The organism is Lysobacter sp. P5_B9 (assembly GCF_054049835.1).
On sequence record NZ_JBFULP010000004.1, the window covers coordinates 170,113 to 196,237 of the forward strand.

The 26,125-nt window shown below is 68.2% G+C and carries 25 protein-coding genes; 13 read left to right on the forward strand and 12 right to left on the reverse strand.

Annotated elements, in window-relative coordinates; all coding sequences use genetic code 11:
• Positions 1-42: 42 nt before the first annotated feature.
• The gene (locus ACXJJ9_RS10155) at positions 43-1,218 is read right to left on the reverse strand and encodes a class I SAM-dependent rRNA methyltransferase (protein ID WP_457097064.1); all 1,176 of its coding nucleotides are present in this window, start codon (positions 1,216-1,218) and stop codon (positions 43-45) included.
• Positions 1,219-1,373: 155 nt separating this feature from the next.
• Here ACXJJ9_RS10155 and ACXJJ9_RS10160 point away from each other — a divergent pair, with 155 nt between their 5' ends.
• On the forward strand, positions 1,374-2,159 hold the full coding sequence (locus ACXJJ9_RS10160) for a rhomboid family intramembrane serine protease (protein ID WP_457097065.1): 786 nt from the start codon (positions 1,374-1,376) through the stop codon (positions 2,157-2,159).
• 7 nt (positions 2,160-2,166) lie between these two features.
• Here the strand turns inward: ACXJJ9_RS10160 and ACXJJ9_RS10165 are convergent, their stop codons facing one another.
• Positions 2,167-2,823 (reverse strand): DUF2238 domain-containing protein, encoded by a 657-nt coding sequence (locus ACXJJ9_RS10165; protein ID WP_457097066.1) that lies wholly within the window; start codon positions 2,821-2,823, stop codon positions 2,167-2,169.
• 158 nt (positions 2,824-2,981) lie between these two features.
• Here ACXJJ9_RS10165 and ACXJJ9_RS10170 point away from each other — a divergent pair, with 158 nt between their 5' ends.
• The gene (locus ACXJJ9_RS10170; RefSeq protein WP_457097067.1) at positions 2,982-3,530 is read left to right on the forward strand and encodes a porin family protein; all 549 of its coding nucleotides are present in this window, start codon (positions 2,982-2,984) and stop codon (positions 3,528-3,530) included.
• A 92-nt stretch (positions 3,531-3,622) separates the two neighbouring features.
• Here the strand turns inward: ACXJJ9_RS10170 and ACXJJ9_RS10175 are convergent, their stop codons facing one another.
• Entirely contained in the window at positions 3,623-4,108 is a 486-nt protein-coding gene (locus ACXJJ9_RS10175) for an Lrp/AsnC family transcriptional regulator (RefSeq protein WP_457097068.1), read from the reverse strand.
• Between the two features lie 166 nt (positions 4,109-4,274).
• Here ACXJJ9_RS10175 and phhA point away from each other — a divergent pair, with 166 nt between their 5' ends.
• The 3 genes from phhA to ACXJJ9_RS10190 all read left to right on the forward strand — a co-directional run bounded on the left by phhA (position 4,275) and on the right by ACXJJ9_RS10190 (position 7,146).
• Entirely contained in the window at positions 4,275-5,165 is an 891-nt protein-coding gene (gene phhA, locus ACXJJ9_RS10180; protein WP_457097069.1) for a phenylalanine 4-monooxygenase, read from the forward strand.
• Between the two features lie 66 nt (positions 5,166-5,231).
• Positions 5,232-6,479, forward strand: coding sequence for a sensor histidine kinase (locus ACXJJ9_RS10185; RefSeq protein WP_457097070.1), 1,248 nt, complete (start codon positions 5,232-5,234; stop codon positions 6,477-6,479).
• 31 nt (positions 6,480-6,510) lie between these two features.
• Positions 6,511-7,146 carry a response regulator gene (locus ACXJJ9_RS10190; RefSeq protein WP_457097071.1) on the forward strand — a complete coding sequence of 212 codons (636 nt, stop codon included), beginning with the start codon at positions 6,511-6,513 and terminating at the stop codon, positions 7,144-7,146.
• An 18-nt stretch (positions 7,147-7,164) separates the two neighbouring features.
• On the opposite strand, the gene ACXJJ9_RS10195 is transcribed toward ACXJJ9_RS10190, so the two are convergent.
• The 3 genes from ACXJJ9_RS10195 to ACXJJ9_RS10205 all read right to left on the reverse strand — a co-directional run bounded on the left by ACXJJ9_RS10195 (position 7,165) and on the right by ACXJJ9_RS10205 (position 9,273).
• Positions 7,165-7,815: a 2OG-Fe(II) oxygenase gene (locus tag ACXJJ9_RS10195; RefSeq protein WP_457097072.1), complete on the reverse strand. Its 651-nt coding sequence runs from the start codon at positions 7,813-7,815 to the stop codon at positions 7,165-7,167.
• A 61-nt stretch (positions 7,816-7,876) separates the two neighbouring features.
• Positions 7,877-8,551: an alpha/beta hydrolase family protein gene (locus tag ACXJJ9_RS10200; protein ID WP_457097073.1), complete on the reverse strand. Its 675-nt coding sequence runs from the start codon at positions 8,549-8,551 to the stop codon at positions 7,877-7,879.
• The gene (locus tag ACXJJ9_RS10205; protein WP_457097074.1) at positions 8,548-9,273 is read right to left on the reverse strand and encodes a DUF72 domain-containing protein; all 726 of its coding nucleotides are present in this window, start codon (positions 9,271-9,273) and stop codon (positions 8,548-8,550) included. Before ACXJJ9_RS10205 ends, ACXJJ9_RS10200 begins: the two co-directional genes overlap by 4 nt.
• A 27-nt stretch (positions 9,274-9,300) precedes the next feature.
• On the opposite strand from ACXJJ9_RS10205, the gene ligD reads away from it, so the two are divergent.
• The 4 genes from ligD (at position 9,301) to pdxR (ending at position 15,442) form a co-directional block, all read left to right on the forward strand.
• On the forward strand, positions 9,301-12,081 hold the full coding sequence (ligD, locus tag ACXJJ9_RS10210) for a DNA ligase D (protein ID WP_457097075.1): 2,781 nt from the start codon (positions 9,301-9,303) through the stop codon (positions 12,079-12,081).
• A gap of 18 nt (positions 12,082-12,099) precedes the next feature.
• Positions 12,100-13,002, forward strand: a complete 903-nt coding sequence (ku, locus tag ACXJJ9_RS10215; protein ID WP_457097076.1) for a non-homologous end joining protein Ku — start codon at positions 12,100-12,102, stop codon at positions 13,000-13,002.
• A gap of 12 nt (positions 13,003-13,014) precedes the next feature.
• The gene (locus ACXJJ9_RS10220; protein WP_457097077.1) at positions 13,015-13,854 is read left to right on the forward strand and encodes a tetratricopeptide repeat protein; all 840 of its coding nucleotides are present in this window, start codon (positions 13,015-13,017) and stop codon (positions 13,852-13,854) included.
• A gap of 94 nt (positions 13,855-13,948) precedes the next feature.
• On the forward strand, positions 13,949-15,442 hold the full coding sequence (pdxR, locus tag ACXJJ9_RS10225; RefSeq protein WP_457097078.1) for a MocR-like pyridoxine biosynthesis transcription factor PdxR: 1,494 nt from the start codon (positions 13,949-13,951) through the stop codon (positions 15,440-15,442).
• Positions 15,443-15,463: 21 nt separating this feature from the next.
• Here pdxR and ACXJJ9_RS10230 read toward each other — a convergent pair whose 3' ends face one another.
• The 3 genes from ACXJJ9_RS10230 to ACXJJ9_RS10240 all read right to left on the reverse strand — a co-directional run bounded on the left by ACXJJ9_RS10230 (position 15,464) and on the right by ACXJJ9_RS10240 (position 19,452).
• Positions 15,464-17,371, reverse strand: coding sequence for a hybrid sensor histidine kinase/response regulator (locus ACXJJ9_RS10230; protein WP_457097079.1), 1,908 nt, complete (start codon positions 17,369-17,371; stop codon positions 15,464-15,466).
• A 100-nt stretch (positions 17,372-17,471) separates the two neighbouring features.
• Positions 17,472-18,155: a helix-turn-helix transcriptional regulator gene (locus ACXJJ9_RS10235; protein ID WP_457097080.1), complete on the reverse strand. Its 684-nt coding sequence runs from the start codon at positions 18,153-18,155 to the stop codon at positions 17,472-17,474.
• A gap of 64 nt (positions 18,156-18,219) precedes the next feature.
• Complete coding sequence (locus ACXJJ9_RS10240; protein WP_457097081.1) at positions 18,220-19,452, reverse strand: NIPSNAP family protein; 1,233 nt, start codon at positions 19,450-19,452, stop codon at positions 18,220-18,222.
• A gap of 290 nt (positions 19,453-19,742) precedes the next feature.
• Here ACXJJ9_RS10240 and ACXJJ9_RS10245 point away from each other — a divergent pair, with 290 nt between their 5' ends.
• From ACXJJ9_RS10245 to ACXJJ9_RS10255, 3 genes are all read left to right on the forward strand, one after another.
• Positions 19,743-20,069 (forward strand): hypothetical protein, encoded by a 327-nt coding sequence (locus ACXJJ9_RS10245; RefSeq protein WP_457097082.1) that lies wholly within the window; start codon positions 19,743-19,745, stop codon positions 20,067-20,069.
• A 126-nt stretch (positions 20,070-20,195) separates the two neighbouring features.
• Positions 20,196-21,254 carry a class 1 fructose-bisphosphatase gene (locus ACXJJ9_RS10250; protein ID WP_457097083.1) on the forward strand — a complete coding sequence of 353 codons (1,059 nt, stop codon included), beginning with the start codon at positions 20,196-20,198 and terminating at the stop codon, positions 21,252-21,254.
• A 52-nt stretch (positions 21,255-21,306) separates the two neighbouring features.
• Positions 21,307-22,011: a 2OG-Fe(II) oxygenase gene (locus tag ACXJJ9_RS10255; RefSeq protein WP_457097084.1), complete on the forward strand. Its 705-nt coding sequence runs from the start codon at positions 21,307-21,309 to the stop codon at positions 22,009-22,011.
• A gap of 9 nt (positions 22,012-22,020) precedes the next feature.
• Here ACXJJ9_RS10255 and ACXJJ9_RS10260 read toward each other — a convergent pair whose 3' ends face one another.
• The 3 genes from ACXJJ9_RS10260 to ACXJJ9_RS10270 form a co-directional block, all read right to left on the reverse strand.
• Complete coding sequence (locus ACXJJ9_RS10260; RefSeq protein WP_310054876.1) at positions 22,021-22,458, reverse strand: response regulator; 438 nt, start codon at positions 22,456-22,458, stop codon at positions 22,021-22,023.
• 10 nt (positions 22,459-22,468) lie between these two features.
• Positions 22,469-23,185, reverse strand: coding sequence for a sensor histidine kinase (locus tag ACXJJ9_RS10265; protein ID WP_457097085.1), 717 nt, complete (start codon positions 23,183-23,185; stop codon positions 22,469-22,471).
• A gap of 146 nt (positions 23,186-23,331) precedes the next feature.
• Positions 23,332-24,420 carry a PA0069 family radical SAM protein gene (locus ACXJJ9_RS10270; protein ID WP_457097086.1) on the reverse strand — a complete coding sequence of 363 codons (1,089 nt, stop codon included), beginning with the start codon at positions 24,418-24,420 and terminating at the stop codon, positions 23,332-23,334.
• A 187-nt stretch (positions 24,421-24,607) separates the two neighbouring features.
• On the opposite strand from ACXJJ9_RS10270, the gene cls reads away from it, so the two are divergent.
• Complete coding sequence (gene cls, locus ACXJJ9_RS10275; RefSeq protein WP_457097211.1) at positions 24,608-26,044, forward strand: cardiolipin synthase; 1,437 nt, start codon at positions 24,608-24,610, stop codon at positions 26,042-26,044.
• Positions 26,045-26,125 lie beyond the last annotated feature (81 nt).

The following is a 26,125-nucleotide window of genomic DNA, read 5'->3' on the forward strand; positions in this document are numbered from 1 at the left end:
GGATTTTAGCGCTGGGCGACCTGCCCAGCGGAACGGTTTGCCTCAGTCCAGCACGCGGCAGAACACCGCCTTGAGGTAGCGCGACTCCTGCACCTGCGCGAGGAACGGGTGGTCCGGGCCGGCGCCGGACACCTTCAGCACCTGCACCCTGCGCCCGGCGTAGAACGCGGCGCGGCGCAGCATGTCGAGGAACTGCTCCTCGCTGACCAGGCCGGTGCAGGAGAACGTCGCGAACAGGCCGCCCGGCTTCACCACGCCGAGCGCGAGCTTGTTCATGTCGAGGTACTTCTTCAGCGCGTTGATCACCTGCTCGCGATCGCGGGTCATCTTGGCCGGGTCGAGGATCACCACGTCGAACTGCTCGCCGGCGTTGGCGGCGTCGCGCAGCCACGGGAAGATGTCGGCCTGGACGAAGCGCGGCCGCACGTTGTTGAGCTTGGCATTGCCCTTGGCGATGTCGATCACCGCCTCGTCGATGTCGATGCCGACCACTTCGCTGGCGCCGCGCACCGCCGAGTACACCGCAAAGCCACCTGTGTTGCAGCACAGGTCGAGCACGCGCTTGCCTTCGACCTGTTGCGACAGCCACTGCCGGTTCTCGCGCTGGTCGGCGAAGAAGCCGGTCTTGTGCGCGCCGGCCGGATCGGCGCGGAACTTCACCCCGTATTCGCTGATCACCGCCGGCTGCGCCGGTTCGGTGCCGCGGAAGTCGAACGACTCCTGCTTCTGCACGTGCTCGTCGGCGGAGGCGTGGAAACGGCAGCCGGGGAACTGCGCGCGCAGCGCGTCGTAGATCCACTCGCGGTAGCGGAACGCGCCGGCGCTGAAGAACTCCACCACGACCAGGTCGTCGTAGCGGTCCACGACCAGGCCGCTGATGCCGTCGCCTTCGCTGTGCACGACGCGCCAGGCATTGCTGATCTGGTCTAGCTTGAGGATGTCGCGGCGCAGCTGCACCGCCTCGGCGATCTTCCGTGCGAACCAGGCGGCGTCGACGTCGACATCGGGGTCGCGCTCGAGCATTCGCAGGGCGATGCGCGAGTGGCCGTTGTAGAAGCCGCGCCCGATCCAGACCCCGTCCACGCCGACCACGTCGACGATCTGGCCGGACTTGGGCCGCGTCGCGGGCTTGTCGACCAGGCGCTGGAAGATCCAGGGATGGGTGGAGTTCCAGGCGTTCTTGAGGCGGACGATCGGGTACGGTTCGGGGGTATTCATCGCCGCATTTTACGCATTACGCACTCGGCCGCCCCTCTCCCCGCTTGCGGGAAGAAGGTGGCGCGCAGCGCCGGATGAGGGGCTTTGGGCCGCGGGATTCAATGTCCCGCTGCGCCGCCCTTGCATCGCGGTCCCGCGGTCGCCACTGCTTAGGCATGCACCTGCCCACTCCCGAGTTGCCCGCCGACACGCCGGCCCAGCGCGCGCACGACCGCCGCCGGCTGTTGCGCGCCTTCAACCTGAGCTTCGCCTTCGTCCTCGTGCTGGCGGCGGTGTTCTTCGCCCAGGGCACGTTCGACGTCGCGCGGTGGACGGTGCAGCCGCACGACCTGGCCGGCCTGCTCGGAGTGCTGACCGCGCCGCTGCTGCATGGCTCGCTCGAGCATTTCGCGGCCAACGCGATTTCGCTGCTGCTGCTGGGCACCCTCGCGGGCGCGGTCTATCCGCGCGCGACGGTGCGGGCCCTGCCGTTGCTGTGGCTGGGGTCCGGACTGGGGGCCTGGGCGCTGGGTGAAGCCGGCTCGCACCACCTGGGCGCCAGCGGCCTCAGCCACGGCCTGATGTTCCTGGTGTTCGGGCTCGGCCTGCTGCGCCGCGACCGACCAGCTGTGGCGGCGGCGATGATCGCCTTCTTCCTCTACGGCGGAATGCTGCTGACGGTGCTGCCGCGCGAGGCGGGCGTGTCCTGGCAGGCGCACCTGGGTGGCGCGGCCGCCGGACTGTTGGCAGCGTGGCTGTTCCGCCGCAGCGACCCCGTGCCGCCGCGCCGGCGCTACAGCTGGGAAATCGAGGAGGAACTCGCGGCGCAGGCGGCGCAACGCGGGCACGATGAACTCGAACCCGGCTCGCCGCAGGATGTACCGGTGCTGTGGCAGCGGCCGGCACCCGATGACGAGCAACGCGGCGTGGTGCTGCGGTTCCCGCGGCGGCGCGAGCCCTAGCGCGCCTCTAGTAGCCGGCGGCCGATCCCAACTGGCGGTCGTGCACTCGCGACCACAGCGACAACGACAGCGCGGCCCCGCACAGGCACGTGAACATGTCCCATTGCGTGTCCCACACGTCGCCCTGCGTGGCGAGGAATGCATCGGCATCGGCGCCAAAGGCCAGCGCCGACCACCATTCGATCAGTTCGAAGAAGGCGCTGAAGCTCAGCGCCGCGGCCAGCACCAGGTAGACCAGCCAGCCACCGCGACGCAACGGCGTGTAGCGCAGCAGCAGTTCGCGCGCGAGGATCGCCGGGACGAAACCCTGCACGAAATGACCGACGCGGTCCCACGGGTTGCGCTGCACGTCCAGGCCCAGGGCCTGGGCGCTGTCGCGCAACCAGAATCCCAGCGGTGTTTCCGCGTAGGTGTAGGCGCCGCCATGGATCAACACCAGCGCATGCACCGCGAGCAGCCAGCTCAGTAGGCGCGTCAACGGAAAGCGTGGCCAGCACCAGATCACCAGCGGCAGGCCAGCCAGCACCCACACCACTTCGAGCAGCCAGGTGAGCCGATCCCTGGGCGCGACGCCCGAGATCACCAGTGCAGCCACCACCGCGGCGATCAGCAGCCGGCGTTCCCACCGCGACGGCGGCTGCGCGATCGATGTGCCCTGGTCCATGCGATTCCCCGGTTGGCGGTGCCGCCAGCTTGCTGGTTGCGGGCCGCCAGGATCCAGTCCGGGCCTGAACGCGCCGTTTAACGAGAAATTGACAAATCCCGGGGAACCCCGCACCTTCTGGCCCGCCCAGTAGGGGCTAACTCTTACGGATAAAGATGATGAAGAAGATTCTGGTTCTTTCGTGCGCACTGGTGCTGGCCTCGCTGTCGACCGTCGCGATGGCGGCTGAAGGCCAAGCCTTCGTGGGTGCGGAAGTCGGTCGCACCGAAGCCGATTTCGATATCAACGGCCTGGGCTCGGCCAGCGACTCTGATACCTCGTTCTCGGTGCGTGGCGGCTATTACTTCACCAACAACTTCGCCGTCGAGGCTTCGTACAACAACCTCTACGACAAGAAGGACAACGGCGCCCAGCTCAAGCTCAACAGCTTTGGCGTCGGCGTCCTCGGCAAGAAGAACTTCGGTGTCAACGACAGCGGCTTCTTCATTGACGGTCGCGCCGGCCTCGAAATCGTCCAGGGCGACGCCGACGACGCCTTCGGTTCGAGCAGCGAGAACTCCACCGAGTTCTACTTCGGCGTGGGTGGCGGTTACGACTTCAACGAGTCGTTCGGCCTGAGCCTGAACTACACCTACCACAAGGCCGGCTTCGATGGCGTCGATGTCGATGCCGACACGCTCGCCGTCGGTGGCGAATACCGCTTCTGATTGTTGCGTGCCTGTGTGACGCGGAAACGGCCACTTCGGTGGCCGTTTCTTTTTGCGCGATGCGCGCCGGCGCACGTCGCCGGCGGGACATCTCACTCGCCGCGCCGCGCGGGCAGCGGCAGGCCGCGGAATGCCTTGACCGTACGCAGCACGAAACTGGAATTGACGTCGGCGACGCCGGCCTGGTTGAGCAGGCGGTCGAGCAGGAAGCGGGAGAAGTGCTCGAGGTCGCGCACCGCTACCTGCAGCAGGTAGTCCATGTCGCCGGTAAGCGCGTGGCAGGCGACGACCTCGTCCCACTGATTGACGAAGTCGGCGAAGGCGGCGATCGAGGCCGCATCGTGCTGGCGCAGCTGCACGCGGACGAAGGCCTGCAGGCCGAGCCCCAGCCGCTCCGGATCCGTTTCGGCGCGGTAGCCACGGATCACCCCCTCGCGTTCCAGCCGCTGCACCCGGCGCAGGCAGGCCGAGGCCGACAGGTGCACGCGCTCGGCCAGTTCGGCGTTGGTCTGGCGGCCGTTGCCCTGTAGTTCGGCCAGCAGCTGCAGGTCGGTGCGATCGAGATTGACGGCGGTCATGGGGTTTCCCGCTGGTTTGGTGCAAGTATTTCGTTAAACGCGCACGAATCATGCGCCGTGGGCGTTATCCCGCGCAACAACGCAAGCCTGTTGCGTCCGCCGGCCGTTAAAGTGCCTGATGCGGCGGAACCCATCCGGCCGCCCCTTTTCCCCCAGGACTCGCGCCGTGAACACCACCCCCAATCGCGTCGAACACCAGCTCACCGACAAGGGTTACGTGCCGGTCTACACCACCGCCGTGGTCGAGCAGCCCTGGGCGAGCTACAGCAGCAGCGACCACGACGTGTGGGCGACCCTGTTCGAGCGCCAGCAGCAGATCCTGGTCGGTCGCGCCAGCGACGAGTTCCTGCGCCAGCAGCGGGCGATGGGTATGAGCCCCGACCGCATCCCGAAGTTCGACGACCTCAACCGGGTACTGCGCGCCACCACCGGCTGGGAGCTGGTCGGCGTCGAAGGCCTGCTGCCCGAACTCACTTTCTTCGACCATCTCGCCCATCGCCGCTTCCCGGTGACGTGGTGGATCCGCAAACCGGAGCAGCTCGATTACCTGAGCGAGCCGGATCTGTTCCATGACCTGTTCGGCCACGTGCCGTTGCTGATGAACCCGGTGTTCGCCGACTACATGCAGGCCTATGGCCGCGGCGGCGTGAAGGCGCATGCGATCGGCGCGGACGCGCTGGTCAACCTGACGCGCCTGTACTGGTACACGGTGGAATTCGGCCTGATCAAGCAGGCCGATGGCCTGCGCATCTACGGCAGCGGCATCGTGTCGTCGAAGGGCGAATCGATCCATTGCCTGGAATCGGCCGCGCCCAACCGCATCGGCTTCGATCTCGAGCGGATCATGCGCACGCGTTACCGCATCGATACCTACCAGAAGACCTATTTCGTCATCGACAGCTACGAGCAGCTGATGGAAGCGACGACGCCTGACTTCACCCCGATCTACGCGAAGCTGGCGCAGCAGGACTCGATTCCCGCCGGTACCGTGCTCGATACCGACATGGTGTACAACCGCGGCACCGGCGAGGGCTGGTTGAACGACGGCGACGTCTGACGCGGGCGCTCACCCGACACCACTCGCCTGGCGAGTGCTGCCAGGCACTTTGCCTGGTACGAAGTCGTGGTCGGGCGTCGCGGTCATCAACGCGACCTGCCGGAAGTCACCACTTGCTCCGGCGGCATTGCCTCGCCGGCCCCCGCGCCGCAGCATGCGCGCATGCCTCCGTCCGCCCCCTTCTACTTGCCGCGTGGCGCGCGAATGCGCAGGCGCCTGAGCGGGATCCTGCATCCATTCACGGTTGCCGGGCTGTTCACCTGGGGCGCGGTTGCGCTGTCACTGCGCTGGTTCAAGCCGGAACAGCAGGTCATCGCCTGGTGCGCATTGCTGCTCTATCTGCTGGCACTGCTCGCACATGGCCTGGTCCGCGACCGCCATCGGCGATCCGCCGATGCCTTGTTGTGGCTGGAGGCAATCTGCGCGCTGGCGCTGGTGTGGCTGGATCCGGGCGTGGGCACGGCCCAGGTGCTGCTGGTGATATGGACCGCGCAGATTGCCGCGAACTGGACGCCGCGCGGCGCGATCGCTGCCGTGGTGGCCGCCGATGTGGTCGTGTACTGGATGTTGCGTTCCGCCGGACACTCCTCCTCGCCGCTGACCGTCGTGGCCCTGTATGCCGGCTTCCAGGCTTTTGCGGCGTTGTGCGCCTACTACGCGGTCAGCGCCGAATCCGCGCGCGACCGCCTCGCCCTGGTCAATGCCGACCTGCTGGCGACGCGCGCCCTGCTCGCCGATTCCGCACGCGATGCCGAACGCCTGCGCGTAGCGCGCGAACTGCACGACGTTGCCGGACACAAGCTCACCGCGCTCACCCTCAACCTGCGCGCCCTTGCCACCGATCCCGCGTTCACCGACCGGCGCGAACTGACCGTGGCGCAACAGATGGCAGCCGAACTGCTCGGCGACATCCGCAACGTCGTGCAGGCCCTGCGCGACTCCAGCGGCCTCGACCTGGGCACCGCGCTGCGCGCGTTGGCCGCACCGATGCCAAGACCGGCATTGCAGCTGCGGATCGACGACGACGTTCACATCAACGACCCCGCCGTCGCCGAAGCGGTGCTGCGCCTGGTGCAGGAAGCGATGACCAACAGCGCGCGCCACGCCGAAGCCGGGATCGTGTGGGTGGCACTGGCGCGTGCAGGCAACCGGCTCAGCGTGAAGGTCGAAGACGACGGCTACGTGCGCGGCACGATCCGCGAGGGCAATGGTCTGTCCGGCATGCGCGAGCGCCTCGCCGCCGCCGGCGGCACGCTGGCGCTGTCGACCACGGCACGCGGCGCGCTGCGCATCGAAGCGAGCCTGCCGCTGTGACCGGCCTGTCCCTTTCCGCACAAGGCATCGCATGACCGCACCGCTGCGCATCGCCCTCGCCGACGACCAGGCCCTCGTGCGCGCGGGCCTGCATGCCCTGCTCGAGCGCCAGGGCATCGAAATCGTGTTCGAAGCCGACGACGGCGCGCACCTGCTCGAGCTGCTCGCCACGCAACCGGTCGATGTCGTGCTCAGCGACATCCGCATGCCGGGCGTGGACGGCATCGAGGCGCTGCAGCGCCTGCGCGAGCGCGGCGACACCACGCCGGTGCTGCTGCTCACCACCTTCGACGACAGCGAACTGCTGTTGCGCGCGACCGAAGCGGGCGCGCAGGGTTTCCTGCTCAAGGACGCCGCACCGGAGGACCTGCGCGACGCCATCGAACGCGTGGCCCGCGGCGACACCCTGTTGCAGCCGGTCAGCACCGAAGCGGTGCGCACGCGCTACCAGTTCCACGCGCAGGACGCGCCCAAGGAACGCTTCAGCGAACGCGAGGTCGCGATCCTGCGCCTGCTCGCGGGCGGTTACTCCAACAAGGAGATCGCACGCTCGCTGTTCCTCGCCGAAGGCACGGTGAAGAACTACGTGTCCGTGATCCTGGAGAAGCTCGACACCCGCGATCGCACCCGCGCGGTGCTGAAGGCGATCACGCTGCGGGTGATCTGAGCGCTCGCGTGCGCTGCGTCAGGCAGCGCGCGGCTTCCACCAGCGATCCAGTCCACCCAGCAGCTTCTTGATCACGCGCGACGTGCGCCCGCGCCGGGTCTTGCGCGCGTGCGCCGCGACATCGGCCAGCCATGCGATCTGGATGGTGAAGCGGTCTCCCTCGAACGGCAGGTGGCCATGGAAGGAGTTGTCGGCGCGCCGGAACGCGACGACGTTGCCGTACACCGGCAGCACCTGCGGCGCGACCTGGTCTTCGATATCCGCCTGGTTCGCGAGGAAGCGCAGCGATCCCGCCGCGCCGTGCGGCCACTCCGCGTTGAGGTACACCAGCGCCGTCACGATCTTCGACTGGCTGTCGGTGTGGATGTTGCCGTGGCGCAGGTTGAGCGACCGGCAGAGCGTAACCAGTGGCGGGTACTGCGACAGGCGCTCCACGCCCAGGCGCTCGCCGATGGCGTCCGCGAAGGCAGGCGCGGTCAGCTCGGCCACCAGCGCACTGATCGCGGGGCCGCAGTCGCGGGCCTCATAGGGGAAGAAGCCGGCGCCGCGATAGCGGGGAAAGTCCGCGCGCAGGCGGTCGGCACAAGCCGGATCCAGCATGTCTGCGGCCGTCAGCAGCGGGAACGGCGCCGGCAGCGCGGCAGCGGGCAGGTGATCGGCGAGGAGCATGTCGCGGGTACCACGGGGCGTGGATCGCAGTTTAGTCCACGACGCATACGCGGGCCGTGACTCAGGCGCCCTGCGCGGCGATCCACGCCGCAAACGCATCGAGCATTGCCGCCATGACCTCGGCGTCGCGTCCCAGGCGCGCGGGAACGTGGAAGGAATGGTCGGCATGCTCGAACAGCCGCAGCTCGGCACGCGCCCCCAGGCGTTCCACCAGCGGCTGCAGCAGGTCGAGGTCGGCGAGGTCGTCGCGGGTGCCCTGCAGGAACAACATCGGCACGCTGACCTCGAGCAGGTGCGCGCCGCGCTCATCCCCGGGCTTGCCGGTCGGATGCAGCGGAAAGCCCACGAACACCAGACCCTTGACCCCGGGCAGCAATCCCGCGGCCTGCGCCTGCGAGGTCATGCGGCCGCCAAACGACTTGCCGCCGGCGAACAGCGGCATGGCGGGGAGGCGCCGCGCGGCCTCGGCGACCGCGGCCCGCACCGCCGCCTGCGCGACGCGCGGCACGTCGGGCCGGCGCGAACCGCGCTCCATGTACGGGAACTGGTAGCGCAGCGTGGCGATGCCTCGGGTGGCGAGGCCCGAGGCCATCGCGGCCATGAACGCGTGCGTCATGCCGGCGCCGGCGCCGTGCGCGAACACATAACAGGCGCGTGCTTCCGGGGGCGCCAAGAGCAAGCCCGACACTTGCTGGTCGCCGTCGATTGCGATGCCCAGCGACTGTGCCTGGCTCATGGCGTGGCTGCCTGCATCGCGGTCGCATCCAGCAATGCCTGCGCATAGGCCGGTGCGGTGGGCTCGTGCATGAAGTAGGCGTGCACGTCGGTCCAGGCCGTGGCCTGGATCCGTTCCGCCCACTGCGCGAAGTCGGCCTCGCCGTAGTCCTCCAGCCGCAGGCGCAGGTAGCCCCAGGGTGCGGTTTCGACCAGCGGCGGCGGTCGGTCGTCTTCACGCTCGGACAGGCACAACGCCGCGCCCGCGGCCTGCAGTGCGGCGTACACCGCGTCGTCGAACCAGCTGTCGTGGCGGAACTCGAACGCGGCCTGGTGTCCGGCTGGCAGCAGCTGCAGGAATTCGCCGAGCCGCGGCAGGTCCTGCTTCAGGAACGGCGGCAGCTGGAACAGCACCGGCCCGCGCTTGTCGCCCAGCGTTTCCAGCACGCGGTACAGGTAGGCCACCGAATCGGCCGCCGCATCCGCCTTCAGCCGCGCATCGTGGGTGATCCTGCGCGGCGCCTTGATCGCGAAGCGGAAATCCGGCGGTACCACCGCGGCCCAGTGCTCCAGCACCGACGCCTTGGGCATCTGGTAGAAGGTATTGTTGATCTCGACCGTGGGCAGGCGTGCGGAATACCAGGCGAGCATGTCCTCGGGCTTGATCTTCCCGGGATAGAAGCTGCCCTTCCATTCCTTGAAGGAATAGCCGCTCGCACCTGCCCATACGCGTCGTGCTGCCATGGTCGCGCTCCTGAGGTAACCACCCGGATGGCGAAGCTCAGCGAATATTCCGCCAAGCGCCGTTTCGAGGCCACCCCCGAGCCGGCGCCGGCCGAGCCCACGCACGCCGGCGGGCCGCTGCTGTTCGTCGTGCAGCAACACGCTGCCACCCGCCTGCATTACGACTTCCGCATCGAATGTGATGGCGTGCTGTTCTCGTGGGCGGTGCCGAAGGGACCCTCGCCCAATCCCGCCGACAAGCGCATGGCGGTGTTCGTCGAGAACCATCCCTACGACTACGCCTCGTTCGAGGGCGTGATCCCGCCGAAGCAATACGGCGCCGGCGAGGTGATCGTGTGGGACTGCGGCGTCTACAGTCCGGATGAAAACGAGCGCGGTGAAGGCGCCACCTGGTTCCATGACCGCGCGGAAGCCGAGCGCCGCGTGCGCGAAGGCCTGGCCGCCGGCAAGCTCAGCCTGCAACTGCGCGGCGAGAAGCTGAAAGGCTCCTACGCGCTGGTGCGTACCAGGGAGGCCAAGAGCTGGCTGCTGATCAAACACAAGGATCGCTTCGCCGGCACCGATGACATCACCGCGCAGGATCGCTCGGTGCTGTCGGGCCTGCGGGTGAAGGACCTGAAGTTCCTGCCACCGCCGCCACGCGTGCCTGCGTCGCAACTGGTACCCGCCGGCGAACCGGACGCGATGCCGGCGAAGCTGGCGCCGATGCTCGCCGACGTCGGCGACGCGCCGTTCACCCGCGACGGCTGGTTGTGGGAGCCCAAGCTCGACGGCTACCGCGTGCTCGCCTTCATCGACGGCGACCAGGTGCAGCTGAAGTCGCGACGCGGGCTCGAACTGGCCCCGACCTTTCCCCGGCTCGTGGCGGAACTGCGCCAGCAGGCGGGCGGCGGACGCATGCTCCTCGATGGCGAGATCGTCTCCTTCGACCCGCAGGGCAAGCCGTCATTCAACGCGCTGCAGAACCGCTTCCAGCTGAAGAGCGCGGTCGACATCGCCGCCGCCGACCGCAACGTGCCGACCGTGTTCTTCGCCTTCGATCTGTTGCACTTCGCCGGCATCGACCTGCGCCAGCGGCCGTACGGCGATCGCCGCCGATATCTCGCCCAGTGCCTGCTGCCCTCGCCACTGGTGCAACTGGTGCACGCCGCGGCCGATGGCGAGGCCATGCACGAAGCGGCGCTGGCCAGCGGCTTCGAAGGCGTGATCGGCAAGCGCACCGACAGTCGCTACGAAGCCGGCAAGCGCACGTCGGCGTGGCTGAAGGTGAAGCCGACGCACAGTGCGGAATTCGTGATCGGCGGCTATACGCGCGGCAAGGGTTCGCGTGGCGCGCTGGGCGCCCTGCTGGTGGGCTACTGGGACGGCAAGGCCCTGCGCTTCGCCTCCGGCGTGGGTTCCGGCTTCGACGAACGCGCGCTCAAACAGGTGCTGGCGCGGCTGCAGCCGCTGCACAGCGAAACGAACCCGTTCAGCGAAACCCCCGAGGTCAACGGCCCCGTCACCTGGGTGCGGCCAGACTTGGTCGCGGAAGTGAATTTCCAGGAATGGACGAACGACGCGCACCTGCGGGCGCCGATCTTCGTCCGCCTGCGCGACGACATCGATCCCAGCACCGTGCATCGCACCGAAACCACCCGCTCCGGTTCGCCTTCTCCGCGCCAACGCGCCGGCGCGGCGACGACGGTGCGCGCGACGAAAGCCAGCAAGGCCAGAGCCACACCGTCCACCGAGATCACCGCGATCCTCGACCAGCTCTCCGCGAAGAAGAACAACCTCGAACTCAGCGTCGGCGCGCACCACATCCGCCTCAGCAATCTCGACCGTGTCTACTGGCCCGCGGACGAGGAGTTGCAGCAACCGGCGCTGACCAAGCGCGATCTCCTGCGCTATCTCGCGCAGGTGTCGCCGCTGATGCTGCCGCACCTCGCCGACCGCCCGCTCACCATGATCCGCATGCCCGATGGCATCACCGGCCAGCGCTTCTTCCAGAAGCACTGGGAACAGGCGCGCCCCGACTTCGTCGAATCGGTCACCGTGTTCTCCGGCAGCAAGGACGAGGAGCACGAATACCTGCTGTGCAACAACCTGCCGACACTGTTGTGGCTGGCGCAGTCGGGCACGCTCGAGTTCCACGTCTGGCATTCGCGCGCGAAGGTCGCGGCGGATACGAAGTCGAAGTCGACCGACTACGCCAGCTCGCTCGAGTCGCTGGAAGCCTCGGTACTCAACTATCCCGACTACGTCGTCTTCGACATCGATCCTTACATCTACTCGGGCAAGGAAGCCAAGGGCGCCGAGCCCGAGCTCAACACCATCGCCTTCGAGAAGGGCAAGGAGATCGCCTTCGCCCTGCGCGGGCTGCTGCAGGGCATGCAGCTGGAGCCGATCGTGAAGACCTCGGGCAAGACCGGCCTGCACGTGTTCGTGCCGATCAAGCGCACCATCGACTTCGACGCCGCCCGCCACGTGTCCGAACTGGTCAGCCGCCACCTCATGCGCCTGCACCCCAAGGACATCACCATGGAGTGGAGCGTCACTAAACGTAGTGGAAAGATTTTCATGGACCACAACATGAACGTGCGCGGCAAGACCCTGAACGTCGCGTACTCGCCGCGCGGGGTGGCCGGCGCACCGGTATCAATGCCGTTGACCTGGGAAGAATTGGCGTCCGCGCATCCACTCGACTTCCGCCTGACCGATGTTATAAAACGGCTCTCCCGCACGGGCGATCGCTGGAGCGATGCCCTCACACGCAAGCAGGACCTGGCGCAGGCTCTGAAACCGAAGAAGAGCGGCAAGGCCTGATCCATCGGAGAAGCAGTCATGGCTGCACGTTCGATTGCGTCACTCACCGTTTCCTTCGGCCTCGTCGCCATTCCCGTGAAGCTGTACACGGCGACCGAGTCCAAGGGCGGCATCTCCTTCAACCTTCTGCACAAGAAGTGCGGCTCGCGCGTGCGTTACCAGACCATGTGCGCACGCGAGAACATCCCGATCGAACGCGACGAGATCGTGAAGGGCTACGAGTTCGCCAAGGACCAGTACGTGATGTTCGCGCCCGACGAGCTGAAGGCGATGGAGGAAGTGGGCACGCACAGCGCGGACATCGTCGAGTTCGTGCCGATCGCCGCGATCGATCCGGTGTACTTCGACAAGGCCTACTACCTCGCGCCGGACAAGGGCGGGGCCAAGCCGTACGCGTTGTTCGCCAAGGCGCTGCGCGAGTCCGAGCGTTGCGCGATCGGCCACTGGGCCACGCGCGGCAAGAGCTACATCGTGATGATCCGTCCGGTCGAGGACGGCCTGGTGATGCAGCAGCTGCTGTACGCCAACGAGGTGCGTTCGATCGACGACCTCGACATCCCGCGCACCGAGGTCAAGCCCGCCGAGCTCAAGCTCGCACAGCAGCTGATCGATTCGCAGAGTTCGAACACGTTCGATCCCAGCCAGTACAAGGACGACGTCGCCGAGCGCATCGAGGCCGCGGTGCAGCAGAAGGTCGAGGGCGAGCAGATCACCCTGGCCGAAGAACCCGAGGGCGGCGCGCAGATCATCGACCTGATGGAAGCGCTGCGTGCGAGCCTGGAAAAGAAAGGCGGCGCCGCGCCGGCGCGCAAGGGCGCGGCGGCGGCCAAGACCGCACGCAAGCCGGCCAAGCGCGTGCAGGCGCTGGAGGCCGAGACGCACGCGGCGCCCAAGCGCAAGACCGCCAAGCGGGCGAAGTAAGCAGGATCCCGCATGCACCAGTACGGCGTGGGCGACGTCGAAAAGCTGCTGCGCCTGCCGCGCAGCGCCATCCGCTCGCTGGTGGCCGCCGGTTTCGTCACGCCTGCGCGCGGGCCGCGCAACGCACTGCTGTTTTCCTTCCGCGACCTGATCGTGCTGCGCACGGCGCGGGCCTTGTCCGTCGCCAACATCCCGCATCGGCGCATCCTGCGGGCGCTGCGCGAACTGCGCAGCCGGTTGCCGGAGGAGATGCCGCTGTCGGGCCTGAGCATCGGCGCGTTCGCCGACCATGTGGTGGTACGTGAGGGGCTCAGCCGCTGGATGGCCGAGTCGGGACAGTACCTGCTGGCGTTCGAAGGCGACCCGGCCCAGGGCACGCTGCGCGTGATCGAGCCCGCACCCGCTCCCGCTCCTGCCGCTGGCGAGGACTGGAACGTGCGAGGCGCCGACCTCGAGCGCGACAACGCCGAACACGCGGCGCAGGCCTATGAACGCGCCATCGCCGCCGACCCCATGCGCCTCGACGCACGCATCAACCTGGGCCGCCTGCTGCACGAACTCGAACGCTACGACGAAGCCGAGAACGTCTATCGCGATGCCTTCGCGATCGTGCGCTCCGAGCGCAGCCATTCCGACCGTGGCGACGCCGCCCTGCTGCACTACAACCTCGGCGTGCTGCTCGACGACCTGGAGCGCACGGACGAGGCGATGGGCGAATACGAAGCCGCGTTGCGCGCCGATCCCGATCTCGCCGACGGCCACTACAACCTCGCACTGCTGTACGAACAACAGGGCCGGGCAAAGCAGGCGCTGCGCCACATGTCGCAGTACCGGCGCCTGACCAAGCAGTAGCCTTGGTACGGCCCCCAGTGGTCCCGGCGTTCCGGCCACAAGTGGACTGCCAATGGACGCTTCCTCACGATCCAATGGCCGCGGGAGGTAGGAAATGGACCTGGTTCTCGACGACAACGGACCGCTGTACCTGCAATTGGCCCGTGCCCTCAAGGAGGCGATGGCCGCGGGGCGGCTCGCCAACGGTACGCGGCTGCCGTCGAGCCGCGAGATGGCGTACGACCTCAACCTCTCGCGCACCACGGTGGTCGCCGCCTACGAGCACCTGCGCGCCGAGGGCTTCATCACCGGGCGCGTGGGCTCGGGCAGCTACGTGACCTCGCCCTGGGCGGGGCCGGTGCGGCCGCCACCGCCGCGCCGCGCCGTCGTCGCCCAGACCGCCTTCAGCCGGCGCACGCGTGAGTTCTGCACGCTGGGCAACATTCCCGGCCATCGTCCGCCGGGCATGCGCTACGCGTTCCAGTTCGGCACGCCCGTGGTCAACACCGCCCTGACCGCGCAGTGGGTGCGCGAGCTGACGCGCGCCGCGCCCTACGTGCAACCCAACTATCCCCGCATCCAGGGCCTGCCCGCGCTGCGCGAGGCGGTGTCGCGCCACATCAGCCGCACCCGCGGCGTGGCCTGCACGCCCGATGACGTGCTGATCGTTGGCGGCACCCAGCAGGCGCTGTCGCTGATCGCGCGCGTACTGCTGGAGGACGGCGACGAAGTCGCGCTGGAAGAACCGCATTACTTCACCGCACGCACCATCCTGCAGGTGCACGGCGCGCGCCTGGTCGGCATTCCCGTCGACCGCGATGGCATGCAGGTGGAGCGCATGCCCGATCCCGCGGTGAAGTTGACCTACGTCACCCCGTCGCACCAGTTCCCCACCGGTGCCGTGTTGTCGCACGAGCGCCGCCTGGCCCTGCTCGAATACGCGCGTCTGGGCTCAGGCTGGATCGTCGAGGACGACTACGACGGCGAATTCCGCCACGACCAGCAACCAGTGCAGGCGCTGCAGCAGCTCGACCGCGACGGCCGCGTGCTCTACGTGGGCAGCTTCTCCAAGACGCTGTTCCCGGCACTGCGGCTGGGCTACATCATCATGCCGCCCGGGCTCAAGGACGACCTGCTCGCGGCGAAGTGGACCGACGATTTCGGCTGCGCGTCGATGGACCAGGCGGCATTGGCGGGCTTCATCGCTTCCGGCGCCTACGACCGCCACCTGCGCCAGGTGACGCGCAAACTCGCCGAGCGCCGCAATCTGCTGCGGTCATTGCTGCAGGAACACTGCGGCGACCGCCTGGAGATCATGGAATCGCATTCGGGCATGCACCTGGTGGCGTGGATACACGACATGCCGGCCGCGGAAGGCGATGCGCTGATCCGCGCCGCGCACGAACGCAAGCTCGCGCTGTATTCGATCGCGCCCTGCTACCTGCAGCCACCGGAAGGCACCGGCCTGATCATGGGCTTCAGTGCGATGTCGCCGGCCGAGCTGCGCGAAGCCGTGCCGCTGTTCGCCAAGTGCCTGGCGCTGTTTCCGCGACGGGCCGCGGGCGAGCGGGGGCGCCCGGCGCTGTACCTGGCGCGCAGTTCGGGCTGACGCCGTTGCGCGTCGGCGTCCTTACGCCGCGTCGTCGAACAACTGCGACAGCACGAGCATGATCTTGTCGGCCATCAGCGGCTTGGTCAGGTGCGCATGGAAGCCGGCTTCGCGCGTGGCCGCCTGATCGGTGTCCTGCCCGTAACCGGTCAGCGCGATCAACGGCGGCGACGGGCCCGGTTCGGCGCGCAGGCGCCGGGCGACTTCCAGTCCGCTCACGTCGGGCAAGCCGATGTCCAGGATCACCGCATCGAAGCTACTGTCGCGGACGGCCTGCAGCGCGCTCGCACCGTCATAGACGGTGTGGCTGTCGTAGCCGGCGAACTGCAGCATCGCCTGCAGGGTATCGCCGGCATCGCGGTTGTCGTCGACGATCAGCACCCGGCGCGGCGCCTTGGGGGTGGCGGGCGGTTCAGACGCGGCCGCAGTGGCGGGTGCGATGGTCGCCGGCAGCCGGATCAGGAATTCGGCGCCTTCGCCGGGCTGGCCGCTGCTGGAGGCACTCACCGCGCCGCCGTGCAGCGCGACCAGTTGCTGGACCAGGCTCAGGCCCAGGCCCAGGCCGCCCTGGCTATGGCCGGCATCCTGCTCGATCTGGACGAAGGGGTTGAAGATATCGACCAGCTTCTCGGGCGCGATGCCCGGTCCGTTGTCGCGGACCACCACTTCCACGTGATCACCCGCGATGCGCAGCCGGGCGTGGATGTTGCCTCCCGGTGGCGTGAACTTGACGGCGTTGTTGAGCAGGTTGCTCAGCACCTGCACGAGACGCGCACGATCCCCCACCACCCACGCCGGCGCCTCCGTCATCTCGACCTGCAGCGCATGCGCACGCTGCCGGGCCTCGGTTTCGACCGTTTCCACCGCCTCGGCCATTACCGGGCGCAGATCCAGCACCTGCGGGTTGATGCGGACCTTGCCGCTGGTAATACGGCTCACGTCCAGCAGGTCGTCCACCAGCCGGGTCATCTGCGCGACCTGGCGACCGATGACATCACGGCAGTAGCGCAGGGACTCGGAGGCGATGGGTTCCGCGCGCATCAGGGCGACCGCATTCGTGATCGGCGCCAGCGGGTTGCGCAGCTCATGGCCGAGCATCGCCAGGAAGGTGGTGAGGCGATGGCCTTCGTCCTCGAGTGCGCGCACCCGCCGGTGCGCGGTGAGGTCACGAGTGATCTTGGCAAAGCCGACGTGGCGCCCCTCGCTGTCGTGCAGCGCGGTGATCACCACGCTGGCCCAGAAGCGCGTGCCGTCCTTGCGCACGCGCCAGCCCTCGTCTTCGACCCGCCCCTCGGCGAGCGCGATCTCGAGCTCGCGCGCCGGCCAGCCGCGGGCGAGCGCTTCCTCGGTATAGAAGGTCGAGAAATGACGGCCGATGATCTCGTCCGCCGTGTAGCCCTTGATCTCCTGCGCGCCGGGATTCCAGCTGGAGATGTGGCCCGTCGTGTCGAGCATGAAAATCGCATAGTCGCGCACGCCATCCACGAGCAGGCGGAAGCGCTCCTCGCTGCGGCGCAGGCGCTCTTCCTGTTCGCGGCGCTCGCTGAGGTCGCGCGTGACCTTGGCGAACCCGCGCAGGCTGCCGTCCGGGTTGTCGATGCGGGTCAGGATGACGTTGGCCCAGAAACGCGAGCCATCCTTGCGTACGCGCCAGCCCTCGTCCTCGAAGCGGCCGGTAGCGCGCGCGACCCCCAGCTCGTAATCGGGCCATCCCTGCTCGACCGTCTCGCGCGGATAGAACATCGAGAAATGGCGGCCGATCACTTCCTCGGCACGATATCCCTTGATGCGTTGCGCGCCCTTGTTCCAGCTGCGGATGTGGCCGTCGGCATCCAGCAGGAGGATGGCGTACTCGGGCATCGACTCCACCAGCAGCCGATAGGTGGCATCGCTGATGCCCGCGCCCCAGGTGGTGTCGACCGATGTCATCCGCTCACAGGACCGCGACACCGGTGATTACCGGGTGAAGGAAGACGCCCGCCCGGGCGCAGGCGCGCACCGGCACCGCATCCCGTATCGCCGGTCGGCATCATCGGCTGGCCACCCCGCGCAGGTAGGCATCCAGGTTGCGCGCCGGATCGTCCGCGAACACCTCACCGGTGAGTGCGTGCGCGACGATGCGGTCGGGACGGAAACTGCGGAAATCACGGCGCAGGCGGCACCACGCGCCCAGCGTCCAGGTGCCGCCCCAGAACATCAGCGCCAGCGGCTCCACCTCGCGCACGGTCACCTCGCCGTTGCCGTCGCGGTAATCCAGGCGCAGCACCTGCGCCTGCCCGATCGCGGCGTGCAGCGCGTCGATCAGGCCGCTGCTTTCGATGCGGTTGTCGAGTTGCGGGGCGAAGATGCGGGTGCGGCGGCTGCGTTCGCGCAGCGCTTCGGGCAGCACCGCTTCGATCTTCAGCAAGGCCGTGGTCGCTCCGCGGCCGAGGCGCTCGCCGCCGAAGGCACGGACGAAGCGCGTGCCGACGACCAGGGCCTCGAGTTCCTCTTCGTTGAACATCAGCGGCGGGATGTCCGCGCCCTTGCGCAGCAGGTAGCCGACACCGGCTTCGCCTTCGATGGGCACGCCCGACAGCTGCAGGTCGGCGACATCACGGTAGACGGTGCGCGCCGAGACCTGCAGCGTCTGCGCGAGCTGCTGCGCGGTAAGCGCCGAACGGCGCCCGCGCAGGGCGTGGATCAGCAGGAACAGGCGGTCGGCGCGGCGCATGCAACATGATGGCGTGTGCTCCGCGTCGATTCAAAACAGGACTGGTCAAAACAGCGCCAGGCCGTCAGCGCAGTTCCGAGCGCGCAGTCGGTGCCAGGCGCAGCAGTTCCGGCGCCTGCAGGAGTTCTTCCCGCATCGCCGCCGCCAACGCCTCCTGCCACGTCGCGCTGCCCTGCAGCGTGGCCAGGTGCGCATCCAGCGCCGCCACGTCGGCGAAGCGCGCGACCCACACGAACACGCATTCGCCCTCGCGCACCGGCAGGCGCGGGAAGGTGTTCGCGCTGGCATCGGTTTCGTACCGGGCGATGACGTCCGCGCCGTGCAGGCGCAGCAGCGGCGCCAGCTGCTGCTCGAAGCGCGCGGTGAAGCCCTGCGCCGCCGGCGCGCGCAATGCGCACGTGCCGATGCACACCGCGCCCGCCGGCAGGGCGGTCCCGATGGCCGGCCGCGGCATCGACGCAGGCGCCAGGCCCGATGCCGGATGCGCCGGCCTGAGCAGCAGGACGTTGCCGCTGTCGACCATCGTCGCGTTGGCGGCATCGCGATGGCGCTGCCACACCGGTCCGAAGTAGAAGGCCTGCAACGCCTCGCGGCGCGCCTCCATCGACGGGAAGCCGCGCAGCCACACGTAACGGTCGGGGGCGTCGAGGTCGCGGAAGTGGCCAATGACGTGCATGCCAACGGCTTCCTGCGTCTCGATGAATTCGCGCTCGAACAGGTCGATCAATGCGTCGCGCTGGCCGGGCTGCAACGTGTACTGGCGCAGCTCCAGCACCGCATCGTCGTGCCGCAGGCGGCCGTGCTCGTCGACGCGGCGGAACCACATGTGCCAGTTGGTTTCCCAACTCGCGCCGTCGTCGACGGAGAAGGCCTGCTGCCAGTGCGCACAGTTGGCGCTGCTGCGGCTCCACAGGAAGCGCACACGCACCGGGCGGCCCGCATGCTGGTCGCTGCCGTAAAACGTGCCCACGCCGCCCTCGAAGCGTCCGCTTACCGGCGGATCGAGTGCGCCGCTGCGATTGCTGGCCCAGTGGATGCGCCATTCCGCGCTGGCCACGTCGTACAGGCGCAGCGCGATGCCCTCAAAGCCGCCATTCCAGGCGGTGTGGAATTCCTCGAGATTGCCGGCGCCATCGAGCACCGGCCGACATTCGTCGGTGGCGTCGAATACGTCCCAGTCGGTGCTGCCCACCAGGCGTTCGCGCAAGCGCTCGTTCTGCACCCGCCAGCGGCCATGGATGAAGTCGAAGTCGTGGCGGCCATCGGTTGGCGGCGTGGGCTTTGTCGTATCGGTCATGGCTCACTCCGCTGGGTGTGCATGGATGGTGACGCGCGGGTGAAGAACAAACACGTGAACGGCGAACGGGATGGATGCACGGCGCCGCTCCTCGGGTGGAATCGCAGCGTGCGCGCGGCCTGCTGCCAACCTGCTGTCAGCAGATGAACGCTTCACCGCTCTGTCGCCGGATTTTCACTGGCCGCTGACCGCCCGCTCCGCACTCTGACGCAGTCCGCTATCCGCTGCCGAATCCGTAACAGTTGGCGGGTATCTCAGCTGCTGCGACGCCCCCTGCCGAGACTGAACGCATGAACACTCCCTACGCTCCGCCCACCGCCGACGAACTGCTGCTGGCCCTGTCACGTCTCGACGCTGCGCTGGTGCAGGTGATGCGGCGCGCGGGCCAAGGCTGTGGACCGGAATGCGAACGCCTTTTGGAGGGTGCCTCGCGGGGCCTGCGGATGCTGCTGGGCGCCGCCGCCGCCGATGTCGTCAATGACGTGCTGGACGCCGCCCGTCGCGTGCTGACCGCGGCCGAGCCGGCCGCACCGCTGCTGATGCTGACGATGGCGCGGCAGACCCTGGCCGCGGTGGTGCATCGGCACGCCGCCCGCGCGACGCGCCAGGTCGCCTGAGCTCCAGACCAGTGAGTTCCAGCCCTGTTGCGCCCGTATAACTGATTTGAACTGGCCCCCGGGGGCGGCGGCCACCCGCTTCGGCGACAATGGCGGCCCTCTCCGCTGCCGCCCTGCCCGCCCGCCATGTCCAGTTCCGCGTCCATCTCCCTGACCCGCTTCCTGATCGAAGAAGAGCGCGCCGGCCACATCCATGCCGACCTGCGCCTGCTGATCGAAGTCGTCGCCCGCGCCTGCAAGACCATCTCGATCGCGGTCGGCAAGGGCGCGCTCGGCGGCGTGCTGGGCGACGCCGGCACGCCAGGCGTGGCGAGCATGAACATCCAGGGCGAGGCGCAGAAGAAGCTCGATGTGCTGAGCAACGAGATCCTGCTCGAAGCCAACGCCTGGGGCGGCCACCTCGCTGGCCTCGCCTCGGAGGAAATGGACCACAGCCAGGCGATCCCGGATGTGTATCCGCGCGGCAACTACCTGCTGATGTTCGATCCGCTCGACGGCTCCTCCAACATCGACGTCAACATCTCGGTCGGCACGATCTTCTCGGTGCTGCGCTGCCCCGACGGCGTGGTCACGCCGGCCGACGAGCACTTCCTGCAACCCGGCACCGCGCAGGTCGCGGCCGGCTACTGCACCTACGGGCCGAGCACGATGCTGGTGCTGACCGTCGGCCACGGCACGCATGCGTTCACCCTGGATCGCGAAGTCGGTTCGTTCGTTCTGACCACGCGTGGCATGCGCATTCCGGAGGAGACCAGGGAGTTCGCGGTCAACGTCTCCAACCAGCGCTTCTGGGAAGCGCCGATGCAGCGCTACGTCGGCGACATGCTGACGGGCAAGGAAGGCCCGCGCGGCAAGGACTTCAACATGCGTTGGGTGGCCTCGATGGTGGCCGACGTGCACCGCATCCTCACCCGCGGCGGCATCTTCAGCTACCCGCTGGACAGCAAGTGCCGCGACAAAGGCGGCAAGTTGCGCCTGATGTACGAAGCCAACCCGATGAGTTTCCTGGTCGAGCAGGCCGGCGGCGCCGCGACTACCGGCCGCATGCGCATGCTCGAAGTGGAGCCGACCGGGCTGCACATGCGCGTGCCGGTGTTCATGGGCTCGAAGCAGGAAGTCGAGACCGCCACGCGTTACCACCGCGAGCACGACGCGGCGCAGGCGGCGCAAACGGCAATCGCCTGAGCACGGCGGGGGAATCTGCTTTACTGCGGATCCCCGCTCCGACCGTGACGCCATGAGCCACGCCGACTTCATCGAAGTATTCGAGGATGCGCTGTCGCGCGAAGCCTGCGCGGCGCTGGTCGCGCGTTTTGTGGCCAGCGATGCCGCGCAGCCCGGCCGCGTCGGTGGCGGCGTGCTGCCGGAGCTGAAGGACAGCCTCGACATTTCCATCACCGGCCGGCCGGAATGGCGCGATGCCGAAATGGAGCTCAACCAGGCCGTGTTCCGCGGCCTGCTGGCCTACCTGCGGCGCTACCCGCACACGCTGATCGCGCCGCTGATGCTGGAAGTACCGGGCGAGGGCGGTGCGCGTCATCGCCTCACCGCCGAACGCCTGCAGGCGATGGACGATGCGACGCTGTCGCCGGTGGCGCAGACCGTGCTGCGGCCCGGCGCGATCAACCTGCAGCGCTACACCGGTGGCCGCGGCGGTTATCCGTACTGGCATTGCGAGCTGTACCCGCGCGATCCGCAGAACGAGACGCTGCACCGCCACCTGCTGTGGACCCTCTACCTCAACGACGACTTCGAAGAGGGCGAGACCGAATTCCTCTACCAGCAGCGCCGGATCGCACCGCGTACGGGCTCGTTGCTGATCGCGCCGGCGGCCTTCACCCATACCCACCGTGGCAACCGCCCGCTCGGCGGCGACAAGTTCATCGCGACGAGCTGGATCCTGTTCCAGCGCGCGGAAGCGCTTTTCGGCAAGCAGGGTTGATGCGCGGCGCTACGCCACGCGCGGATGGTTGAGCACCAACCAGTACAGCCCGACCTGTCGCACCGCCGCGACGAACTGCTCGAAATCCACCGGCTTCTGGATGTAGCTGTTGACGCCCAGGGCGTAGCTGGTCTCGACATCGAAGGGCTCGGCGCTGGTGGTCAGCACGATCACCGGCAGTTCGCGTGTGGCGGGCTCGGCGCGGATCGCCTGCAGGACCTCGCGTCCGTCGAGCTTGGGCAGGTTGAGGTCGAGCATCACGATCGACGGCAGCTCGGCGGGATTGCGCTCGGCGTGGCGGCCGCGGGCAAACAGATAGTCGAGCGCCTCGGCGCCATCCCCGACCACTACCAGCCGGTTGCTGACGCTGGCTTCCTCGAAGGCGAGTCGGGTCAGCTCGACGTCGTCGGGATTGTCCTCGACCAGCAGGATGTCTCGATGCAGCACTCGCTTTCCCTCACGCGTCCGGCAGGTCCACAGTGAAGGCCGCGCCGTCACCGGGTTGTGAAAGCGCCGTGATGCAGCCACCGTGGCGCTCGGCGATGCGCCGCGCGATAGCGAGGCCGAGGCCATGCCCCGCGCCCTGCTCCGCGCCGTGCAGGCGCTGCAACGGTTCGAACAGCTTGCCCGCGTAACGCGGGTCGAAACCGATGCCTGCATCGCGGATCACGAAACGGCGGTGGCCAGCCTCGCCGTCGCCGGTAATTTCTATCCGGGTGGCGGCGGCCGTCGCCGAGAACTTCCAGGCGTTGTGCAGCAGCTGCGTGAGCAGCAGCCGCAGCAGGCGTTCGTCGCCGCGCACGCGCAGGCCGGGTTGCACGTGGAGCTGGGCGGGGCGGTCGGGTTCGGCGGCCTGCAGGTCGGCCAGGATCCATTCGGCCACCAGGCTGATGTCGACGTCGGCCGGTTGCAGCGGTGCATGGGTGGCGCGCGAGAGTTCGCCCAGTTGCTCCAGCAGCGAGGTCATGCGCGTGGCGGCGTCATGCACGCGCTGCAGCTGTTCGCGTTCACGCGGCTCGAGGCGGTCGTGGGCGCTGGCGGCCACGCGCGCGGCAAACCCTTCGATCGTGCGCAGCGGGGCGCGCAGGTCGTGGGTGATCGCGTCGGTCAGCAACTGCAGTTGGCGGCGCGTTGCCTGCAACTGGTTGCGGTCGTTCTCCAATTCGTCGCTCATGGCTCCGGCAACGGTGCGATGAAGGTCCATCATCGCAGGACTGGCGCGGTTGTGAATAACGCAGGTGCTGACGGCCGGGGACGAGATGCCGGCAGCGGCCCCAAGGCGCGGGTCCATCCCTGCGGCAATGGCCCGCGCCGTAGCCCTCAGAACAACTCGCCCTGCGGCGACAACGGACGCGGCGGCGTGAAGCGGCTGCTGTCCAGCGGCGGCAGCCGGCCGAACCCGAGACGGGCGTATGCCTTGGCGAAGCGCTGCTGCAGCAATTGCGCGAATGGGCCCTCGCCGCGCATGCGCTTGCCGAAGGCGCTGTCGTAATCCTTGCCGCCGCGCATCTGCTGCACCAGGCTCATCACGTGCGCGGCGCGGTCGGGGTAGTGCAGTTCCAACCATTCGCGCCAGATCTGCTTGAGCTCGTGCGGCAGGCGCAGCAACACGTAGCCGGCGGCTCGCGCGCCGTGTTCGTAGCCCGCTTCGAGGATGTGTTCGAGCTCGCGGTCGTTGATCATCGGGATCATCGGCGCGGCCATCACGCCCACCGGTACGCCGGCCTCGGCCAGTGCCTTCATCGCGCGCAGCTTGGCGTGTGGCGCGGAGGCACGCGGCTCCATCTTCGCGGCGAGGTGGTTGTCGAGCGTGGTGATCGAAAAGTACACGCTGACCAGGCGTTCGCGCGCCATCGCGGCGAGCAGGTCGAGGTCGCGTTCTATCAACGCGCTCTTGGTGATGAAGCTGAGTGGATGCTTTGTTTCCGCCAGCACCTCCAGGCATTGGCGGGTGATGCGATAGCGCCGTTCGATCGGCTGGTAGGCATCGGTGTTGATGCCCAGCGCGATCGGCGTGCAGCGGTACGACGGCCGCGCCAGTTCCGCGCGCAGGCGTTCGGCGGCGTTGGTCTTGGCGAATAGTTTGGTCTCGAAGTCGAGTCCCGGCGAGAGGTCGAGGTACGCATGCGACGGCCGCGCGAAGCAGTACACGCAGCCGTGCTCGCAACCGCGATACGGGTTCACCGAGGCTGCGAAGCCGATGTCGGGCGAATCGTTGTGGCTGACGATGCTGCGCGCACGCTCTTCGGTGACGATGGTCGCGGGGCGCGGAGCCTCGTCCAAACCTTCGTAGACCGAACCCCAGCCGTCGTCGGCACCCTCGGTCGTCGTGACGGCATAGCGGCCGTGCACGTACGACGCCGCGCCGCGGCCTTTGATGGGCGCTCTGGGTTTGTTGGCGTCTTCCATAGCGATTGGGCCGCCGCGCGGGTCGCTCACGGCAATGCTGTCAGGGGGCTCAAGGTTATTAGCAATATTACTAACTGGCAAACCCGGCTTCCTGAATGCGTGGGTGCCGCGCTGAACGGGTAATTCGCGCGGCTTGGGATACGCTCTCCGCGTCGCGCACCGCGACGATCCCTTCGATCGAACCCGCATGCTCGACGCCCTGCGCGACTTCTGGACGGCCCTGCTCGCGGTGCCGCACCTGAAGCTCTACCTGTCCCTTGCGTGGGCGGTGTACCTGCTGGGGCTGGGCGGCTGGATCGTGCTGCAGAAGCGCGAACCCGTGGCCACGCTGAGCTGGCTGGTCTGCCTCGCCGCCCTGCCGTACGTCGGCTTCATCATCTATTACTGGCTGGGTCCGCAGCGCATCCATCGACAGCGCCTGCGCCGCTTCCGCGCGAAGGCCAAACTGCCGCCCCCGCCCGAGGGCTTCAAGCCCAGCGCGGACGCGATCGAGCTCGCACGGCTGGGGCAAGCGACGACCGGCCTGCCACCGACGTCCGCCACCGACGCGCGCCTGCTGGTCGATGGCGGCGCGAAGTATTCCGCCCTGCTGCTTGATGTCGCCGCCGCGCAGGAGCATGTGCACCTGGAGTACTACATCTTCTATCCGGACCAGACCGGCGCGGCGTTGCGCGATGCCCTGGTCGAGCGAGCGCGCGCAGGGGTGAAGGTGCGGCTGTTGCTGGACGCGGTGGGTTCGGGCAAGACGCCGGCGCGTTTCTTCCATGACCTCGTCACCGCGGGTGGCGAACTCGCGTGGTTCCACCCCTCGCGTTTCCTGCAGGTGTGGAAACGGCCGTGGGTCAACCTGCGCAGCCATCGCAAGATCGTGGTGATCGACGGCCGCATCGCCTACACCGGCGGCATCAACATCACCGACGAGGAAGACGAACGCCTGCGCGCCGACGCCTACCGCGACCTGCACGTGCGCGTGGAAGGCGACGTGGTGAGTTCGCTGCAGCTGGTCTTCGTCGAGGACTGGGCCTACGCCACCGGAAATCCGCCGCTCACCCTGCCCCTGCCGGTCCCGCAGCGCGGACACGTGCCGGTGCAGGTGCTGGTATCGGGACCGGACTCGTCGTGGGAAGCGATCCACCGCCTGCACGTTGGTGCGATCCATTCCGCGGAACGGCGGGTGTGGCTGGCGACGCCCTATTTCGTACCGGGCGAGGCCGCGCGCATGGCGCTGACGTCCGCGGCGCTGGGCGGACTCGACGTGCGCCTGCTGGTACCGCGCAGGAGCGACAGCCGGCTGGTCACGCTGGCGGCGCGATCCTACTTCGACGAGCTGCTCGCGGCCGGCGTGCGGGTGTTCGAATACGGGCCGCGCATGCTGCACACCAAGGCGCTGCTGTGCGATGACGACCTCGCCATCATCGGCAGCGCGAATTTCGACCACCGCAGCTTCCGCCTCAATTTCGAGGTGTCGCTGATGTTCCGCGACGCCGCGCTGTGCGCCGACCTGGCGGCCTTGATGGACACCGAATGCGCGGCCTCGGGCTGCGTGGCGGCCGACCGCACGCAGTCCCTGTTCGCCACGCGCCTGCCGGAAGCGCTGGCGCGGCTGGTATCGCCGGTGCTGTAGCGCCCGCCGCCGTCTGGCCACAAGGCAGGGGCGTGGCGACGGACGGGCCGAGGCCGCGCGCTCCGGCACAAAACGCGAGCA